The sequence below is a fragment of the Virgibacillus sp. genome (assembly GCF_013393565.1).
Lineage (GTDB): Bacteria > Bacillota > Bacilli > Bacillales > Amphibacillaceae > Virgibacillus > Virgibacillus dokdonensis.
In genome coordinates this window covers 1-19087 of the sequence record NZ_JABXHF010000020.1, presented here as the reverse complement: position 1 = coordinate 19087, position 19087 = coordinate 1, and the positions used below count along the sequence as shown (strand labels likewise).

The window sequence follows — 19087 nt, the reverse complement described above, 5'->3', positions numbered from 1 at the left end:
GTGTGTGGAGTACTAAAATTGTCCGGGAATTCAATTGGAAATGCAGGTATGTAAAGAGAGAAGTTTTTATAAATTAGCTCAAGCTTTTGTTACGTTGCCTGCATATCTACTCTTTGATAACCGGTAGAAGGGGCGATGACAATGTCAGAGATTATTTTTATTTCACCAAGCAAGTATATTCAAGGAAAAGATGCTTTAAAGAGTCTAGGGAAACATGTCAAGCCAATTGGTAAAAAGCCATTAATTTTATCTGATGATGTGGTATGGGAGATTACAAAAGAAACCATTGAAGCAAGTATGAAAGAAGAAAATGTAGCTTATCATTATGTACCATTTAATGGTGAGGCTTCCATAGCTGAAATTGATAGAGTTGTAAAGGAAGGTAAAGAAGCAAGTGTTGATACGGTAATAGGTGTAGGCGGAGGAAAGACGCTCGATACCGCAAAAGCAATTGCTGACGGATTGGAAGTAAGCGTTATTATCGTTCCAACAACTGCGTCCACTGATGCGCCTACAAGTGCGTTATCCGTTATTTATAGCGATGAAGGTGTTTTTGAGTCGTATAAATTTTATGATAAAAACCCAGATCTTGTGTTAGTTGATACAGCTGTTGTCGCTAAAGCGCCTGCAAGGCTCTTTGCTTCAGGAATTGCTGACGCAATGGCGACATGGGTTGAGGTAAGAGCTACATTGAAGAGTAATGGAGAAGCTATGGCAGGTGGAAAACCAAGTATTGCTGCCAAAGCGATTGCGAAAGAATGTGAACATACACTATTTGCATATGGCGAAGCTGCATTTCATGCAGTGAAGAAAGGTATTGTAACCAAACATGTAGAAGCTGTAGTTGAAGCAAATACATTGTTATCTGGTCTAGGGTTTGAAAGTGGTGGTCTAGCAGGTGCGCACGCTATCCATAATGGTTTTACAGTTCTAGAGGGAGATATTCATCATTTAACACATGGTGAAAAGGTCGCTTACGGTACATTAGTACAGCTTGTTTTAGAATTGCATCCAAAAGATGAGTTACAAAAATACATCGACTTTTATAAGAAATTAAGCTTGCCAACGACTTTAAAAGAGATGCATTTGGATAATACTTCTTATGAAGATTTACTCCGAGTTGGTAAGGCTGCTACACAGGAAGGCGAAACGATGAGCAATTTATCCAATGAAGTTACTGCAGATGATGTGGCCAATGCCATTCTTGCGGTAGACCAATTAAGCAATGCGTAAGATTAAAATGAGAAAAGAAATCTTAAAAAAGAACCGTCCAATAGCTTTAGGGCGGTTCTTTTTTTGTACTATAGGAAACTAACAAGATTGTTCTATGTCTTTAACATAGATGCTGCTTTGTATCCAAGGATATTCACGGGATCTTTTGGACTGGAATAAGGCGGTGCATAGGCAAGCTCTATTTCTTGCAAATCAAAAACAGTAAGCTTTCCTTTAATAGCAGTTGATAAAATGGCCAACCGTTTATCAGCACCTGCATAGCCAACTACTTGTCCACCGTAAATCTGCCCATCTTTAGCATCAAATAAAACTTTGATCCAAAGTTTGTCTGCAGAAGGAAAATAACTAGCATTCGATAAGGTTTCTAATGTTGCTTCTTTAAATAAAATGCCTCTAGCTGTTAAACTGTCACTGTTAGCACCAGTGGCTCCAATGGTCATATCAAACAGCCGTAATATACTTGAGCCAATGGCCCCTTGATAGGGAATATATTCATTGTTTAAATGGCTAGCAATGATAAAAGCTTGGCGATGGGCTGGCCAGGCTAAAGCAATTATTTTTGCTGCTCCAGTAATTTCATCGGTTGTCTCCACAGCATCTCCAAGTGCATAGATGGAAGGGTCTTCCGTTTGCATAAAATGATTTACTTTAATAGCGCCCGTTTCGCCAATTGATAAATCCGCATTGCTTGCTAATTGGGTATGGGGTTTTATTCCTACCGCCATAATGGTCAGATCAGCTTCTACTGTTTTGCCGCTCTCTAAATGTAAAGTTCTTCCGTCATTCGTAAACTTTTTTAACCCATCATGAAGGACTAAGTTTATATTTTTTTCTTTTATATACGAATGGACAAGTGCAGCCATATCGCTATCTACGGGATTCATTACTTGGTCAGACCGATCAATTAATGTGCAAGTTATCCCTTGTTCATAAAGATTTTCCAGCATTTCTAAACCAATAAAACCTCCTCCAACGATGGCGGCTGTTTTTGGTTGCTGTTCTTGCATGTACTTCGCGATTTTATCCATATCAGGGATTGTGTGCAGAGAAAAAGTGCGTGCTTTATTTAATCCTGGGATAGATGGCATGATTGCGGTAGCGCCTGGGGATAAAATAAGTTTGTCGTAGTTCTCCGTGTTTTCTTGTCCATCTGCCATGTAAGTAACTGTTTTCTCGTTTCGCTGAATAGCGGTTACCTCAGCCTTGGTTTTTACGTTTACATTATACTTTTCGGTAAATTTCTCTGTGGAAAATAAAATCTGATCACGGTCTTGCACAGTACCCCCTAAATAATAGGGCATGCCACAATTTGAAAAAGCGACGTATTCTCCTTTTTCAAACAGCATAATGATAGCATCTTGATTATTTCTACGAATTTGTGCTGCAACTGTAGCGCCTCCCCCAACTCCACCTACAATGAGTATTTTCTGTGCCATGAAACCACTCCTTATGTCTCTTTTATTAACTTAGCGCATGTCTAGTTATGAAGAAGACTAGACATGTAAAAATCTTTGCTATTGCAATGGAAGTAAACCTCTTAGGAAAAAATAAATTGCTATAATTATTCTTCCCTCTCTACAAATGTTCAAACGAAGCAGAAATTCATGACACAGAAAGTGAGTTATTTGATAATCCCCTTACAGTCGCATCCGTGTTCTCCTATATGAAGCCAAGAGAACCTAAAAATACGATAAGAATAGTTATTGGCGCTAGCCAGCGCAGTAATTGATACCAAGCCTTATATACCGTATCTCCTAGTTCATTCCCATAACCGAACTCTTGCTTCATTAGCTGTTTTTCAAGCTTAAAGCCAACAAATAAGGAAATAAATAAACACCCACCAGGGAGCATAATATTACTTACTAAAAAATCGGAAGCATCGAAAAATGTTTTTCCAAAAATAGTTACGTCCGATAAACTGCTAGAAGACAATGCTGCAGGGATTCCGGTAATAAATACAAGCATACCTGCCAAAAAAGCTACGGTCCGTCGGGAACGTTGTTTCTTTGCTGTAATGGCAGCAGTAATAATTTCGAGCATGCTAAGTGAAGAGGTTAATACGGCAAATAAGAATAATAATAGAAATAAACTTAAAAACAACTCTCCAAATGGCATCTGAGCAAAAGCTTCAGGTAAAACAATAAATAATAACCCTGGCCCCTCAGCAGGTTCTAAGCCGAAAGCAAACACAACAGGAAATATAGCTAAACCTGCAAGCAAAGAGACAAAAATATTCATAATAGAAACAGAAGCTGCCGACATTGGCAAACTAACATCCTTTTTCAAGTAAGAACTATAAGTGACCATGACGGAAACACCTACTGCAAGGGAGAAGAAGGATTGCCCCAGTGCATAAAGAACATTTTCTGTGTTTAATTTTGAGAAATCAGGTTGTAAAAAGAAACGAATTCCTTCCATCGCTCCTTCGAAAGTGACGGAACGAATGACGAGAATGATGAAAAAAATAAATAATAATGGCATTAAAACTTTACTTGTTTTTTCAATTCCATCCTTAACACCAAAAGAAACAACAATAATGTTAATTAGAATAAATAGGAAATGGCCTAAAATTGTATAAAAAGGACTACCAGTAATCGTGGCGAATAGATCGGCATAATTTGTTTCATTGCCAATAATCATTCCTGGAATAGATAAAAAGCTGTACGTAAGCACCCATCCACCTACAACACTATAAAAAGACATGAGTAGAAATGATCCAGCTACGCCCCAATGGCCAATAAATTTCCATAAGCCTCGTTTGGGAGCTAACGTTTGGTATGCTGATATGGCTTCTTTTTGTGCACCTCTGCCAATAATAAATTCAGCTATTAATATAGGTAAGCCGATAATAATCGTAAAAGCGATAAATAGAAGGAAAAAAGCACCACCACCATTTTCCCCTGTCATATATGGAAATTTCCAAATAGCTCCAAGTCCAATCGCCGCTCCAGCTGACGAAAGAATAAATCCAATTTTACTTGCCCATTGTTCTGGTTTATTTTGCATAAAAAGTCTATCTTCCTTTCTGTGAAAACTTTTTTCCGTTTCGCCATAAAGGCTTAACAATAAGCCAAGTTTTTCTAACGAAATGAAAATAGAGAGGAGTTCCACCTCTCTTTGTTTTGGTTTTGTAGATTATATTTTACTCTATTTTGATTGCTAAAAAAAGTCAAGTTATTTTCGCAATTAATTCAAACTTCATATTCATAAAAGGGCAGAAGAATTTTCATGTGAAATAGGTATACACTGCTACTTCATTTATCTATATGATTTTCCTGCATAAATTGGAAGATCCGAGCTGCACAATCGGCAAGAAAGATAGCTGCTAAATGAACCATTTATACATTTAACCGAGTGAAAGAAATGCAACTTTATAGTTTGCTACGTATTTCCCATAACTCAGGGAAAAAATAGTGATCAAGTACTTTTTTTAAATAGTGCACACCTGATGAACCACCTGTTCCGCTTTTAAAGCCAATAATTCGTTCTACGGTTTTCATATGTCTGAATCGCCATTGTTGGAACCAATCTTCAATGTCTACCAGTTTTTCCGCAAGCTGGTATAATTCCCAATAATGGTTGGTATTTTGGTAGACGGTTAGCCAAGCTTTCTCAACGGAAACCTCTTTTTCATATGTTTTTGAATAATCTCGTTGTAAAATGTCCGGATTAATTGTTAATCCTTGTTTTGCCAAAGCTATAATAGCCACATCATAAAGACCAGGTGCATAGTACGCATTCCTTAATACTTGGTAAACCTCTGGGTCTTTTTCATATATTTTTAAAATATAGGGGGTCTTGTACCCAAGTACAAACTCGACAAGCCGATATTGGTAGGATTGAAAACCTGATGCATTCCCAAGGCTGTCTCTAAATTCCATGTATTCTGCAGGTGTTAAAGTAGATAATACATCCCAAGCTTGAATAATTTGCGATTGCGTTTTGGAAACACGTGCTAACATTTTAAAAGATGCTTGCAATTTCCCCTCTTGAATTGCTGTAATTGCTGCTTGGATTTCATGGATAATTAATTTTAGCCAAAGCTCACTCACTTGATGAATAATGATAAATAGCATTTCATCATGATGATTAGATAAACGTTTTTGGCTAGATAACAATGTATGTAACTGTAAGTAGTCTCCATATGTCATTTTCTCTTTGAAATCTGTATGAATCCCATCTTCCGCATGAAAAACGCGATCCTCTTTATTATTTACCATGTAGCTTCTCCTCCTTTTCAATGGGGCGAATGACTGCTCGGACAGGGCTACCATCAGCGCCTTGTATAGCTAGTGGAAGGGCTATAAGTTCGTATTCTCCAATTGGTACAGTATCCAACAGCAAATTTTCTAAAATAAGTATTCCATGTTTGTTCAAAGCATGATGTGTGGCTAAGTCTTTACTATCTGGTGCATCGACAGAAGGCATATCGACGCCTAATAAAACAACACCTTTCTCTTGCAAGAAGGGGGCAATATCTGGATCTAGATATGGAAGCGTTTCAGGAAATCGAGTTGGATTATTTGGCAAAGATGTGTGTAATAAAACGCGCTTGATATCGCTTGACCAATTCATCTGTGATAAAACTGCAGCGTTAATGATATCCGTTCGGCTTACATCGAGAACTACCGCCTTGCCAATATATGGTTCGAGCGGTAGTTGGTCGACTGTTTTTCCGTTTTTGCTAAAGTGATACGGCGCATCAATATGTGTACCAATATGCAAGCTCGTTTGTATATTGCCGATATTTACAGAATTTGTTTCCTCCATGGAAGCAGTTAACTGATATTGAAAAGGCGTGTCTCCAGGCCAATGGGCAATCTGATTTGAAAGCGGTTGGGAAATATCTATCCATTGCGCCATCTATGCAATCACTCCCCGTTTATTTTCATAGTTTGTATAGGTTTTTTCTACCATAATATTTTTAAGTATTTGTACGGTTTGCCATACTTCTGAAAATGTATTATACAAAGCAACAGGGGCTAAACGAATCCCATTTGGGTTGCGAAAGTCTGGAATAACGCCATTTGCTTTTAGTGCTTTACATATGCGGGCAGCTTCTTTATGTTCTAAATATATATGTCCACCTCGAAGGGAATCTGATCGTGGATTCGCTATTGTAAAACCATATCCAGCAAGCTCTTTGTCGATTAAATTCATGAAATAGGCTGTTAACTGTAGTGATTTTTTCCTTATTGCTTCTATGCCTGCTTCTGTGATCATTTCCAGTGAACCAATTAATGGGGCGGCACTTAACACATGTGGTGTACCAATTTGAAATGCACCGGCATGAGTAGCAGCTGTTAAGTTATGTTCCATAGCAAATTGTTTCGCTTTGTCGGAACTAAACCATCCTGCAAGTCCAGGAGCGGTTCCGAAATGTTTGCGATTAACATATAAGCCACCAACACTGCCTGGGCCCCCGTTTAAATGCTTATACGTACACCAAAAGGCAAAATCAACGCCCCATGCTGACAATTGATGTGGAATGGCTCCAATCGAATGACACAGGTCAAAGCCTACTTTGATGCCTCTTACATGTGCTTCTTTTGTAATCGTTTCTATATCAAGAATTTGCCCACTTCGGTATAGAACACTAGGCAAGATAATAAAGGCGATATCTTCTGTCATTGCTTCAATAATTGCAGACGTTTGTAATGTGTTTCCATCTGTACTTTTTACTTGAACGAGATGATCATCTGGGTTAAGCCCTTTTAATTGTAATTGGCTTTTTAATGCATAAATATCGGATGGGAAATTTAGGGTATCAGCAAGGATTTTCGTTCGCTTTCCATATGGTTGAAAAAAACTTGCTGTAAGCTGATGTAAATTCGTAGTTGTTGATCCAGTAATCATTACTTCCTCATCATGGGCTCCTATTAACGGTGCGGTCATCGCTCCTAAATTTTCCGATAAATAAAACCAAGGATATTCTCCTTCCGTCCATCCATCGATCCCATGCTCTTTCCAGGAATTTAATAAATGGAGAAGTGCCGTCTCTGCTCGGGTAGATAGTAAACCTAAAGAATTACCATCCAAATAAATTTTTTCAGAAGAGGTGTAAAACTCTTCTCGATAGTGGCCTAATGTATCATTTTTATCTAATTGCTTTGCCTCACTACTATTTGTTTTCAAACTATTTCCTCCCACAACTTAAGTTTAGTGACCTTACTGACTATTTTAACAAATAACACGATGTTTTGGTTACATTTCTTGTGGCGCGATAGAAAATCTAAAGTATTTTTAGAGGAATAGCCTTGCACCTGCGATAAGAACTCCACGAAGACGAGCGGCAGGACATTCCACAATGATAAAGAAAAACTCTAAAGCTTGTAATAGGCAATGATAAATGACACCTGATGAGGACTATTTTTAAATAAAAAAGAATATTGTTAATTATAAAATAAAATGAGAGGGTAGAGTATACCAATATCGTTTTTGGTTTTGCACTATAGGATAGTTTGACGTTTTTAGGTTTATAGTAGAAGCAAGTTTTCTAGGTGTAGAAAGTTGCTAAGAAATAATTTGCTTATAGGGAGGAGCGGTAACATGGAAGAGACAATATGGGCATTAATTCCGCCAGTGATGGCAATTATCATGGTTTTGTTGACAAAAAGGGTATTACTGTCTCTAGGTATAGGTATTATTACTGCAGGTTTGTTTTTAGCTGAGTTTCGTTTAGGAAGCACATTACAGTTCATATGGGAAGCGTTTAAAGGGGTGTTTGTTGTAGACGGGGCACTAAATACGTGGAATATTTTTATATTGTTATTTGTGCTTATGCTAGGTATGCTAACAGCTTTAGTTACCATGATGGGAGGAACACGCTCTTTTGCTACATGGATGATTCGTAAGGTTAAAACGAGAGCTGGAGCACAGTTAATGACGGTTTTATTTGGCATCATTATTTTTGTTGATGATTATTTTAACAGCTTAACAGTTGGACAGATTGCGAAGCCTGTCACAGATAAGCAACGCATATCACGTGCGAAGCTTGCTTACCTTGTCGATTCTACTTCTGCTCCAATTAGTGTAGTGGCACCTATATCAAGTTGGGGAGCTTATATTATTGGTATTATAGGTACATTATTAGCGACCCATCATATAACGGAGTACGGTGCTTTCCAAGCATTTTTACAAATGATTCCAATGAACTATTATGTGTGGGCTGCATTAGGCGTCGTCATATGGATAGCAATGAAACAAGTTGACTTTGGGCCTATGAAAGTGCATGAACAGCGGGCAATAAAAACAGGAGAGGTATTAAGTCCAGAGCGAAAAGAGCAAATAGATGTCGATGCAAAACTTTTTGTAAGTGAGCTTAGCCAAAAGCGCGATTTAGTTTTTCCGATGATTACTTTATTTTTGGCCACATTAATTGCTATCTATGTGAATGGTTTACGTAACGTAGAAGGCGAAAAAACATGGATGAATATACTCGGGAGCGCTGATGTATCTTTTGCGTTATTCGTTGGCGGTGTTATCGGTATGGGAATGACCATGATTCTTTTTTATCAACATATTCGCACAGGTAAACTATCCCTTAAAAACTTTATTATAGGAGCTGCTACAGGAGGTAAATCGATGATGCCTGGGTTCAGTATTCTTATTTTTGCTTGGGCTATCGCAACGTTAATTGATTGGCTTGGTACGGGCGTTTATTTAGCTAGTGTTGTCGAAGCTACACATGTAAGTTTTGATTTACTCCCATTTGTTGTATTTTTAATGGCGGGATTTATTGCATTTTCAACAGGTACATCTTGGGGATCATTTGGTATTTTACTGCCAATTGCTGCTGAAATAGCAGTAGCAACTGATGTAACGTTATTTTTACCTATGTTAGCGGCTGTTTTAGCTGGAGCTGTCTTTGGTGATCATTGTTCCCCTATTTCTGATACGACGATTTTGTCGGCAACGGGTTCTAGTTGCCATCATATTGATCATGTTACAACGCAAATCCCTTATGCGCTTGTAGCTGCAGGCATAGCTGGCATTGGGTATATTACCTTTGGATTTACAGGAAATGTCTGGTTAGGTTTAGGCCTAGTTATACTAATCAATTTAAGCTTATTTATCACTGTACGCAGAAATAAAGTGATATAAATAGTTGTGGGACGTAACAGAAATTTAATATTAAAAAATAAATTCAGTATATTGCTAATTGATAGAACATAATTTATACTAATGATAATAAATGAAATGCCATTTCAATTAATGAAATAGAAGGGTTGCCGCTGTTATCTTACCATAGAGCTTGTATACTATTTGCAAACTGTTTCAGCCAACACGTTTCATATGGTACGCCCGTTAAAGATGTTATGTAACTAAATGTCACTGTGTAAGGGAGAGAAGCAATGGTTTTTATATCGGAAAAAGTACAAAATCTTCCTCCATATTTATTTTCGCAATTTCAGCAGCGAAAAAAACAATTGGAGAATAATGGTGTAGATGTCATTGATTTAGGGATTGGCTCTCCTGATTTGCCAACACCAGCATTTATTTGTGAGGAATTACAGGAGCAAGTAAAGTGTCCGGAAAATCATCGTTACTCTCCATATAGTGGATGTGACGAATTTAAGCAGGCAGTAGCTTCTTATTATGATAGACGCTACGCGGTCACCCTTGACCCTAATACCGAAGTACTCGCATTAATTGGTTCTAAAGAAGGGATTGCTAACTTAATTCAAGCGGTTATTAATCCAATGGATAAAGTGCTTGTTCCAGATCCTGGCTATCCAGCTTATCGAAAAGGCGTTCATTTAGCAGGGGGAGTAAGTGTCACGTTGCCACTTGACGCTAAAAAAGGGTACGCACCTATGTTCCAGCATATATCCAAAGATGATGCGGAAGAAGCAAAAATGATGTTTTTAAATTACCCTAACAATCCAACAGCAGCGCATGCAGAATGGCGAACTTTCTTGGAAGCGGTTTCTTTTTGTCGAAAATATAACATTCTACTTGCACATGATGCGGCTTATGATCTTGTAACCTTTGGAAAGTATCGAGCGCCAAGTGCTTTGCAAGTACCTGGCGCTAAAGACAACGTTGTTGAATTAGGTTCCCTATCCAAGAGTTTTAATATGACAGGGTGGAGAATTGGCTATGTTGTCGGAAATAAGGAAGTTATTCATGCGCTTGCTACGCTAAAAGGTAATATAGATACGTGCCAGTTTATGCCCATTCAAAAAGCTGCGGCAAAAGCTTTGACGAGTGATTTAACCGCTGTAGAAAAGAATAACTTGGTATATGAACAGAGAATAGAAAAGCTTTATCTTGCCTTAACTGAATTAGGTTTCCATGCTGAAAAACCAAGAGGGACGTTATACCTTTGGGTAGGAGTACCTAAAGGCGAAAGTTCTCTGTCATTTGCAAATCGAGTTTTGGAAGAAACGGGGATCATTGTAACGCCAGGAACGGCATTCGGAGATAACGGAGAAGGATTTATTCGAATTTCCCTTTCTGTGCATGCAGAACGTTTAGATGAAGTCATTCGCCGTTTAAAGGATTTAAATAGAAAGAGGTGACTAGAAGGAAATGAAGGAGAGGAAAGAAACTGCTGCACAGGCAATCGTGCACTGTCTACAGCAAACACAAGTAGAAAAAGTTTTTTGTGTACCTGGTGAGAGTTATTTAGCTGTTTTAGACGCGCTCTATGATACACCATCCATAGAAGTGATTTCGGCTCGGCATGAAGGTGGTGCTAGCTTTATGGCAGAAGCTTATGCAAAATCTACTTTAAAGCCCGGTATTGTTATGGCGACAAGAGCAGTTGGGGCGGCTAATTTATCAATTGGCGTGCATACCGCTTATCAAGACTCTACACCATTGGTCGTATTTTTAGGTCAAGTTCATAGTAAATTTCGGGGAAGAGAAGGATTTCAAGAGGTGGATTTGGAGCAATACTTTCAATCTATTGCCAAATGGAGTATAGAATTGACAGATGCGGAGCGAACTGTAGAAATAGTCCAACGTGCATTTCACATCGCTACTTCAGGAAGACCTGGACCTGTTATCGTCTCTTTACCAGAAGATGTATTACCTCAAGAAGTGAATATGCTTTATCCGCCTATGCCACAAAGACCGTCACCAGCTCCTTCTGTATGGGAAGTGAAACAAGTAGAGGAAATACTAACAAATGCAAAACGACCTGTCATCATCGCTGGCGGTGGTGTAAAGAGTGCAAAGGCAGAACAAGATTTACAAACTTTTGCAGAAATGTTGCATTTACCAGTAGTAACTGCGTTTCGTAGGCATGATGTATTTCCAAATGATCATTTACTTTATGCAGGTCATCTTGGATTAGGTACACCCACGTCCATATTAAAAACCGTAAAGCAGGCAGATGTCGTTTTAGCATTAGGTACGAGACTATCAGAAGTGACCACCCAAGATTATTCACTTTTATCTCCAGAACAACAACTCATCCATATTGACATTGATTACAACAGTATTGGCAAAAGCTATGCCCCAAATGTGGCAATTGTAGCGGATATAAAAGAAGCGCTCATGCAATTAAATACGCTAAAATCAACTTCTACAAATTGGGAGAATTGGGCTTTTTCCTGCAATGCTGCTTATATGCAGGCGAGTCGCAAGGAAGAAAGCTCATCTACAAATATAAATAGAAATATTATTGACCATATAAAAACGACATTACCTCATGACGCTATCATTACGAATGATGCTGGTAATTTTGCAAGTTGGATCCACCAATTTTATATGTTTAATCAGTCGCATACGTATGTTGGTCCGACCTCAGGTGCCATGGGATATGGTCTGCCAGCGGCTATAGGTGCAAAACTTGCTTACCCTGAGCGAACAGTTATTGCTTTTGCTGGAGACGGCGGTTTTATGATGACTTGTCAAGAATTAGAGACAGCAGTCCGTTATAATATTCCAGTCATATGTCTCGTTTTTAATAATAAGATGTATGGGACGATTCGTATGCACCAAGAAATGCATTATCCGAAAAAAGTGGTCGCTACAGATTTAGGAGATGTTCGTTTTAAAGAATTAGCGAACAGTATGGGAGCGGTTGGCTATCGGGTTACAACGATGCAAGAATTTAAGGTTGCATTTGCAGAAAGTTGTCAAATAAAAAAGCCAACAGTAATTGAAATTATGAGTGACCGTGAGCAAATATCTGTGACAGCAACGATTACAGACATACGTAAAGCGAGAAAATGATAAATACAAAATAGGAGGAGTTATCATATGACAACCATTTTACAAACAGATAAGCTGAAAAATTTTATTGCAGGGGAGTGGCAGGAAGCAAATCCGACAGTAGCTGTTCATAATCCGGCAACCGGCCAGGAAATTGTGCATGTGCCCTTGTCAGGTAAAACAGAAGTTGATCAAGCAGTGGAAGCAGCAAAGCAAGCGCAAAAAGATTGGTCACTGGTTCCAGCTCCTCAACGGGCAGAAGTTCTTTATCAAGTAGGAATTTTAATGAAAGAGCGAAAAGAAACGCTTTCCCAATTATTAACGATGGAGAACGGAAAGGTGTTAGAAGAAGCGCGAGGGGAAGTGCAAGAGGGAATTGATATGGCCTTTTATATGGCAGGAGAAGGACGCCGGTTATTTGGGCAAACGACGCCTGCAGAATTAAAGGATAAGTTTGCGATGAGCCAGCGTTGCCCTGTTGGTGTAGTGGGAATTATCACTCCATGGAATTTTCCAATAGCAATTGCCACGTGGAAATCATTTCCGGCGATTGTTGCTGGTAATGCGGTCGTTTGGAAACCTGCGACAGAAACGCCAATTATGGCTTATGAATTAGCAAAAATTTTTGCAGAAGCAGGATTGCCAAAAGGAGTACTAAATGTTGTCTTTGGTAGTGGGGCTTCAGTAGGTGATGCGATGGTGCATCATGAAGCTATTCGTGTTATTTCTTTTACGGGTTCCAATAATACTGGTAGAGATATTGCTGCTGCATGTGGACGACAACTGAAGAAGGTGTCGTTAGAAATGGGTGGGAAGAATGCGGTAATCGTAATGGATGATGCTGACTTAGATTTAGCGGCAGAAGGGATCATTTGGAGTGCGTTTGGAACGAGCGGGCAACGTTGTACAGCATGTAGCAGAGTAATTGTACATGAAAAGGTAAAGCAACAGCTAGAAGAACGATTGCTTATGAAAGTGGAAGAGTTAACCATCGGAAATGGTCTGGATGAAACGGTGCAGGTAGGTCCAATTATTAACCGACAAGGATTGGAGAAAATTAAAAAATATGTTCAACTAGGTAAAGAAGAAGGCGCAACATTACTTGCTGGTGGTGAAGAATGGAACTCAAAGGACGGCGATTTGGGAGGTTATTACTTTGCGCCAACGATTTTTACGGATGCGATTGCTTCAATGCGAATTGCTCAAGAAGAAATATTTGGTCCTGTCGTTTCATTAATTTCTGTAACGGATTTTGATGAAGCAATTGAAGTAAATAATCAAGTAGCATATGGCTTGTCTAGCTCTATTTTCACTAAAGACGTGAACCGTGTATTTCGTGCCCAAAGAGATTTAGATACTGGCATTGTTTATGTCAATGCTGGAACAACAGGCGCAGAAATCCATCTTCCATTTGGGGGGACGAAAGGAACTGGGAATGGGCATCGTGATTCAGGCGTGCAGGCGTTGGATGTATTTACGGAATGGAAGGCGATTTATGTAGATTTTAGTGGGAAATTACAGCGTGCGCAAATTGATACCGAATAAAGGAAAGCGTGCTCCAAAACCTGTATATAGGAAATTACAGGTAATAAGTTGTTTGGTGAGTTCAAGGTAGTGACCCTAGTGAGATGAGCATTTGAACACTTTTGGCGAATGAGAAATCTCAAGTCAACTTGAGGAATCGTCCGCCTGTCGTGTGAAGCGACGTGTTCAATGTACGTAAATATGTTCAAGTAGTAAACAAATAAACGATTAGAAATAATAGGCGGAATTATCAAGCCTAAAAATGATTATACAAGGAGGGGATTTAGTGAAAGTAGGTGTTTTAGGAGCTGGACTAATGGGGAAAGAAGCAGCTAGAGATTTAGTTGCGAGTGAAGGGGTGACAGCTGTAGGCTTAGCAGATATTGATTTATCAAAGGCGAGTAATATTTGCAATCAACTGTCCTCGAATAAACTGACCCCTTATCAAGTAAACGCAGCAGATGATGTTGAATTAGCTAATTACATTCGAAAATTTGATGTGGTTATAAATGCTTTGTTTTACTCGTTTAATGAAATTGTTGCTAAAACTGCTATTCGTGTGGGCGTGCATGCCGTTGACTTAGGCGGGCATATCGGACATATGACAGATAAAGTCTTAGCACTCCACAAACAAGCTAAGGAAGCAGGTGTTACGTTAATTCCTGATCTAGGCGTGGCTCCTGGTATGATTAATATTCTTTCTGGTTTTGGAGCTAGCAAGCTAGACCAATTAAAAGCGATTAAGCTGTATGTAGGTGGTATTCCAGTAAAACCGGAACCACCATTAGAATATAACCATGTATTCTCGATGGAAGGTGTATTTGATCATTATACAGACCCATCACTTATTATTAGAAATGGTGTAAAGCAGGAGGTCCCTTCTTTATCTGAAGTGGAAACCATTCATTTTGATAGATTCGGTCCACTGGAAGCCTTTCATACGTCAGGGGGAACTTCAACATTATCCATTTCTTTTCCACAACTAGAAACGTTGGAATACAAAACGATACGTTATCCGGGGCACGCAGAAAAGTTTAAATTGCTTGTTGATTTGAATTTAACCAAAGAAAATTATTCTGTTGATATACATGGTCAAGAAATTTGCCCGCGTGATGTATTGTTAAAAGTTTTAGACCCTATCGTTGACTTAGGTGATAAAGAAGACGCCGTCCTATTGCGAGTACTTGTTGCTGGTAAAAAGGCAGATGTAGAAACGACCTATATCTATGAGATGACAACGTATAAAGATGTGCATACAAATGTTACTGCGATGGCTAGGGCAACAGCAAATACGATTTCGATTGTTGCACAAATGATTGCCAGCCAAAAGATCGGTAGAAAAGGAGTTTATCCTCCTGAGCAAGTCGTTCCTGGAGATGTTTACATGAAAGAAATGGCAAAGCGTGGTGTATCCATTTCTGAACAGCAAGTAACGAAAGAACAGCAGACTGTTTATTCGCACGTAAAGGAGAAATAGAACACGGTTTAAGTAACAAGTAACTGTCAGTATGTAACAGTGGGGGATAAAAATAAAAGCCCCCACTGATGGAAAGTGCTACTAAATTGTCTAACAAAAGGTAGAGAAGTAGTGTGATTCAACATATTTAAGAAGCAATATACCATATGTACAAGATCCATAGAATAACGATAATGCCATGGATGTTCGTACTATCTAAAAGAATAAAAGGAGCCTCATTGATGAATCAAAGTGTCTTGAAAGCATTGACATTAATCGATTTATTTCAAGATGAGAATAATAAGTTATCCCTGAAAGAAATTGCTGAACAAGCTGGTATGTCAAAGCCAACAACATACCGTTTACTTGCTGCTTTAGAACAAAAGGGTTACGTCTCAAGAGGGAAGGGGCGAGAAAGTGGAACATACTGTTTAGGTTTAAAATTAATGGAATTAGGCAATTTAGTTGCTAGCCGAATCGAAATTAGGCAGATAGCCCTGCCCTTTATGCAAGCGTTAGCCAAAGAGATCAATGAAGTGGTGCATCTCGTAATTATGAATCATGATCAGGCTACATATATTGAAAAAGTAGAGAGTAGACGGGCGTTACGGTTGTATACGAAAGTTGGCAAAAGTGTGCCTTTGTATCTTGGTTCTGGTCCTAAATTACTATTCGCTTATTTACCTGAGGAAAAACAACAAGAGATTGTGCAACGATTGGAACTTCCATTAGAGAAAAAAGAAAACGTAATTCAAGAATTACGGGATATTAGAAAAAATGGTTTTGCCTACAGTGTCGGAGAGCAGGATGAAGATACGACAGGTATCTCTTACCCTGTTTTTAATCACCATCATGAAATGGTAGCTTCATTGACAATAAGTGGATTATCAACACGATTTTGCGGAGAGAACTTACAAAAATTAAAGAAAGATACAAAACAGGCAGCTAACCGTATATCGGAAAAACTAGGCTATCAGATGAAGTATGGATAACGATTATAAAGCAGTTATCCATGTAAGGTTAGAAAGTTAGTAGGAGGGAAACGATATTGAATACGGTTTTTATTGCTGGACATGCGCGTCTGCCTTCAGGAATGGCGGCACAAAGTATGTATGAGACATTAACAATTACCGCTGAAATTGATAGAAAGTATGCAGTGATCGTTACAGCTAGTTGTACACTTGCTACCGATCATGGAAAAGAATTTGTGCAACATTTGCTTCGTGGTCATAGTTTGCAGGATGGAATTGACAAGCCAGTAGAAATGATAAAGGCGCATTATTTAGGGAAAGCAGGGAACGCCCTTGCATCTGCTTTGAAAGATTTATACAAACAATATGAGGCTAGAAAACAAGGGTGACATCATGTTCCTATTTCATATTGAAGGTAGTATAGTCTTACCCTCCCTACTATACTAGAGTAGAGAGGGCTTACTTGACTAAAATAATAATTCTAAAACTATTTCTGAGATTCTATGTCTTAATACTAATTGCGCTTTTTGAGCTTTTATACTTAGGTATGCTAAATCTTCTGCTTAAACCAGTCTCGTTTTCTAAATTACAGCAAAAGAATAACTTAATTCATACCAAAAGAAATCAATTTCTTTTCCATAAATTCTTCCATCCCGTGATGACCGCCTTCTTTCCCCAAGCCAGATTGTTTCACACCTCCAAATGGTGCTTCAGGTGTTGCAGGGAATACGTCATTCACACCAACGATACCATAATCAAGCTTTTCGGATACACGAATAGCCGTACTTGTATTTTCTGTGAAAACATAAGCGGCTAAACCATAGTCTGTATCGTTAGCCTTTGTAATTACTTCTGTCTCATCAGAGAACGGTTGAACTGGCAGTACAGGTCCAAACGTTTCTTCATGCATAATCTTCATATCCTCTGTTATGTTAGAAAGGATGGTTGGATTGAAATAACAATGAGAAAATCCTTGTTTATGCCAACGCTCTCCCCCGTATTCGATAACTGCTCCTTTTTCAACGGCATTTTGAACATGTCCTTCTACTTTTTTGCATGCCTGTTCATCAATTAACGGGCCAATAGTTGTGCCATCTTCTAAACCATCGCCAATTTGAAATTTGGAAATCTTTTGTTTTAATAACTGGATGAAATCAGCAACCACTGATTCATGGACAAACAGGCGATTTGTACATATGCAAGTTTGCCCGTTATTACGGAACTTGCTCGCCAAAACAAGCGAAGCGGCTTTTGCTAAATTGGCATCGGGAAAAACGATACTTGGTGCATGCCCGCCTAATTCTAAAGAAAGCTTCTTTACATGCTCAGCACTTTCCCGCATTAAATGCTTTCCGACAGCTGTTGAACCTGTAAAGGTAAGTAGTCGAACTTCTTTATGTGTAAGTAATTGTTTACCAATTGTTTCTGCATCTCCTGTTACGAGGTTTACTACGCCTTTTGGTAAGCCCGCACGTTCAAAAATCTTCATAATTTCAATAGCAGATAATGGGGTCTCCGGTGCAGGTTTAAGTACAGCCGTACATCCTGCAGCTAATGCGGGTGCAAGTTTTCGCGTAATCATAGAAGATGGAAAGTTCCACGGGGTTATAGCACCAATCACGCCAACTGGTTGTGACATGACAACGAGTCTTTTCGCATTTGTCGATGAAGGAAGCCATTCCCCGTAATTTCTACTTGCTTCTTCGGCGTACCATAATAAAAATTGCGCTGCTCCTTTTACTTCTCCTACTGCTTCACGGAGTGGTTTACCTTGTTCCATTGTCAATATGTTTCCGAGTCGCTCCGCGTCTTCTAACATCAGTTGCGAAGCCTTATAAAGAAATGATGCACGTTCTCTTCCCGTTTTTTCACTCCATATAGGGAATGCTTGTAACGCTGCATGAATAGCTTGCTTTGTTTCCTCTGCACCTGCATAAGCAACCGATGTGATTGCTTTTCCAGTAGCTGGATTATAAATAACTTCCGCTAATTTTTCGTTTATATCCTGCCACTCGCCATCAATAAAAACACTTTTTGTATAGGTATTGAACATAAAAGACCTCCTCATATAGGTTTTATTCACTGTAGGAAAGTTAAGCTTTATCATACAAGCCACGTTTTTCTAACAAGTTAAGAAAGTATAAAATTAGAGACTTGTGTGAAAAAGGGAATAACTGAATAGCTATGTCCGGCTCCAGCACCCAGCAACTGGACAACTTCACTTCATTGCCCTAAGCTAATTCATCATCGGTTTGTCGCCTAAGAGGAAGGCCGACTAAGAACGGACTTGCCGCCTGACATCGGGATCCCCCTGTTTTATGGCATAATTCCTAAATCTTTCGTTAATGCGTTCCAGTCGTTGCGTTGCTACACGGGCGCCCTGAGCCTATGTTCATCACTTTTTAATGGAAATACTTTCATTTTCTTCCCAAGCCGGCAGCATTTTATGAAGTGGCTTATCATTACGGTAGCCAAGTACGTATTCAGCTTGCATGATTGTATGAATTTCTCTCGTTCCTTCATAAATGACTGGTGCTTTTGAATTACGTAAATAACGCTCAACAGGGTATTCATCAGAGAACCCGTAAGCACCATGAATTTGTACAGCATCATCAGCAGCTTTATTTGCAAAATCACAAGCTTGCCATTTAGCTAGAGAAGTTTCACGAGTATTGCGTTTCCCGGCATTTTTTAATTCTCCGGCACGATAAACGAGAAGGCGGCTCATTTGTAGCCC

The 19087-nt window shown here is 39.0% G+C and carries 15 protein-coding genes; 8 read left to right on the top strand and 7 right to left on the bottom strand.

The window, feature by feature from the left end; all coding sequences use genetic code 11:
* The first annotated feature begins 141 nt into the window (after nt 1-141).
* Nucleotides 142-1233: a glycerol dehydrogenase gene (locus tag HLX49_RS06055; RefSeq protein ID WP_101933526.1), complete on the top strand. Its 1092-nt coding sequence runs from the start codon at nt 142-144 to the stop codon at nt 1231-1233.
* 92 nt (nt 1234-1325) lie between these two features.
* Here HLX49_RS06055 and HLX49_RS06050 read toward each other — a convergent pair whose 3' ends face one another.
* The 5 genes from HLX49_RS06050 to kynU all read right to left on the bottom strand — a co-directional run bounded on the left by HLX49_RS06050 (nt 1326) and on the right by kynU (nt 7368).
* Nucleotides 1326-2669, bottom strand: a complete 1344-nt coding sequence (locus HLX49_RS06050) for a CoA-disulfide reductase (protein ID WP_077702710.1) — start codon at nt 2667-2669, stop codon at nt 1326-1328.
* Between the two features lie 223 nt (nt 2670-2892).
* Nucleotides 2893-4239: a sodium-dependent transporter gene (locus HLX49_RS06045; protein ID WP_296361010.1), complete on the bottom strand. Its 1347-nt coding sequence runs from the start codon at nt 4237-4239 to the stop codon at nt 2893-2895.
* A gap of 365 nt (nt 4240-4604) precedes the next feature.
* Entirely contained in the window at nt 4605-5453 is an 849-nt protein-coding gene (gene kynA, locus HLX49_RS06040) for a tryptophan 2,3-dioxygenase (protein ID WP_296361009.1), read from the bottom strand.
* A complete protein-coding gene (gene kynB, locus HLX49_RS06035; protein ID WP_296361008.1) occupies nt 5443-6096 on the bottom strand; it encodes an arylformamidase in 654 nt (217 codons plus the stop codon). Before kynB ends, kynA begins: the two co-directional genes overlap by 11 nt.
* The gene (gene kynU, locus HLX49_RS06030; RefSeq protein ID WP_296361007.1) at nt 6097-7368 is read right to left on the bottom strand and encodes a kynureninase; all 1272 of its coding nucleotides are present in this window, start codon (nt 7366-7368) and stop codon (nt 6097-6099) included. It abuts the gene before it with no gap.
* Nucleotides 7369-7782: 414 nt separating this feature from the next.
* Here kynU and HLX49_RS06025 point away from each other — a divergent pair, with 414 nt between their 5' ends.
* The 7 genes from HLX49_RS06025 to HLX49_RS05995 all read left to right on the top strand — a co-directional run bounded on the left by HLX49_RS06025 (nt 7783) and on the right by HLX49_RS05995 (nt 16739).
* Nucleotides 7783-9336, top strand: a complete 1554-nt coding sequence (locus HLX49_RS06025; protein ID WP_296361006.1) for a Na+/H+ antiporter NhaC family protein — start codon at nt 7783-7785, stop codon at nt 9334-9336.
* A 251-nt stretch (nt 9337-9587) separates the two neighbouring features.
* Nucleotides 9588-10757, top strand: coding sequence for an aminotransferase class I/II-fold pyridoxal phosphate-dependent enzyme (locus HLX49_RS06020; protein ID WP_296361005.1), 1170 nt, complete (start codon nt 9588-9590; stop codon nt 10755-10757).
* Nucleotides 10758-10767: 10 nt separating this feature from the next.
* Entirely contained in the window at nt 10768-12420 is a 1653-nt protein-coding gene (locus HLX49_RS06015) for a thiamine pyrophosphate-binding protein (protein ID WP_101933531.1), read from the top strand.
* Between the two features lie 27 nt (nt 12421-12447).
* Complete coding sequence (locus HLX49_RS06010; RefSeq protein WP_101933532.1) at nt 12448-13944, top strand: aldehyde dehydrogenase family protein; 1497 nt, start codon at nt 12448-12450, stop codon at nt 13942-13944.
* A 265-nt stretch (nt 13945-14209) separates the two neighbouring features.
* Complete coding sequence (locus HLX49_RS06005; protein ID WP_296361004.1) at nt 14210-15400, top strand: saccharopine dehydrogenase family protein; 1191 nt, start codon at nt 14210-14212, stop codon at nt 15398-15400.
* Between the two features lie 221 nt (nt 15401-15621).
* Nucleotides 15622-16371, top strand: a complete 750-nt coding sequence (locus HLX49_RS06000; RefSeq protein WP_077702723.1) for an IclR family transcriptional regulator — start codon at nt 15622-15624, stop codon at nt 16369-16371.
* 56 nt (nt 16372-16427) lie between these two features.
* On the top strand, nt 16428-16739 hold the full coding sequence (locus HLX49_RS05995) for a DUF3870 domain-containing protein (RefSeq protein WP_077702724.1): 312 nt from the start codon (nt 16428-16430) through the stop codon (nt 16737-16739).
* Nucleotides 16740-16954: 215 nt separating this feature from the next.
* Here the strand turns inward: HLX49_RS05995 and HLX49_RS05990 are convergent, their stop codons facing one another.
* Together HLX49_RS05990 and HLX49_RS05985 are read right to left on the bottom strand one after the other, a co-directional pair.
* On the bottom strand, nt 16955-18403 hold the full coding sequence (locus tag HLX49_RS05990) for an NAD-dependent succinate-semialdehyde dehydrogenase (RefSeq protein ID WP_296361003.1): 1449 nt from the start codon (nt 18401-18403) through the stop codon (nt 16955-16957).
* 342 nt (nt 18404-18745) lie between these two features.
* Nucleotides 18746-19087 (bottom strand): acyl-CoA dehydrogenase family protein (locus HLX49_RS05985; RefSeq protein WP_296361002.1); only part of this gene is annotated, 342 nt, incomplete at its 5' end.

Excerpts from the sequence above, each read along its gene's own strand:
- HLX49_RS06055 (WP_101933526.1), top strand. The coding sequence starts at position 142 with ATGTCAGAGATTATTTTTATTTCACCAAGCAAGTATATTCAAGGAAAA.
- HLX49_RS06050 (WP_077702710.1), bottom strand. The coding sequence starts at position 2,669 with ATGGCACAGAAAATACTCATTGTAGGTGGAGTTGGGGGAGGCGCTACA.
- HLX49_RS06045 (WP_296361010.1), bottom strand. The coding sequence starts at position 4,239 with ATGCAAAATAAACCAGAACAATGGGCAAGTAAAATTGGATTTATTCTT.
- kynA (WP_296361009.1), bottom strand. The coding sequence starts at position 5,453 with ATGGTAAATAATAAAGAGGATCGCGTTTTTCATGCGGAAGATGGGATT.
- kynB (WP_296361008.1), bottom strand. The coding sequence starts at position 6,096 with ATGGCGCAATGGATAGATATTTCCCAACCGCTTTCAAATCAGATTGCC.
- HLX49_RS06025 (WP_296361006.1), top strand. The coding sequence starts at position 7,783 with ATGGAAGAGACAATATGGGCATTAATTCCGCCAGTGATGGCAATTATC.
- HLX49_RS06020 (WP_296361005.1), top strand. The coding sequence starts at position 9,588 with ATGGTTTTTATATCGGAAAAAGTACAAAATCTTCCTCCATATTTATTT.
- HLX49_RS06015 (WP_101933531.1), top strand. The coding sequence starts at position 10,768 with ATGAAGGAGAGGAAAGAAACTGCTGCACAGGCAATCGTGCACTGTCTA.
- HLX49_RS06010 (WP_101933532.1), top strand. The coding sequence starts at position 12,448 with ATGACAACCATTTTACAAACAGATAAGCTGAAAAATTTTATTGCAGGG.
- HLX49_RS06000 (WP_077702723.1), top strand. The coding sequence starts at position 15,622 with ATGAATCAAAGTGTCTTGAAAGCATTGACATTAATCGATTTATTTCAA.
- HLX49_RS05990 (WP_296361003.1), bottom strand. The coding sequence starts at position 18,403 with ATGTTCAATACCTATACAAAAAGTGTTTTTATTGATGGCGAGTGGCAG.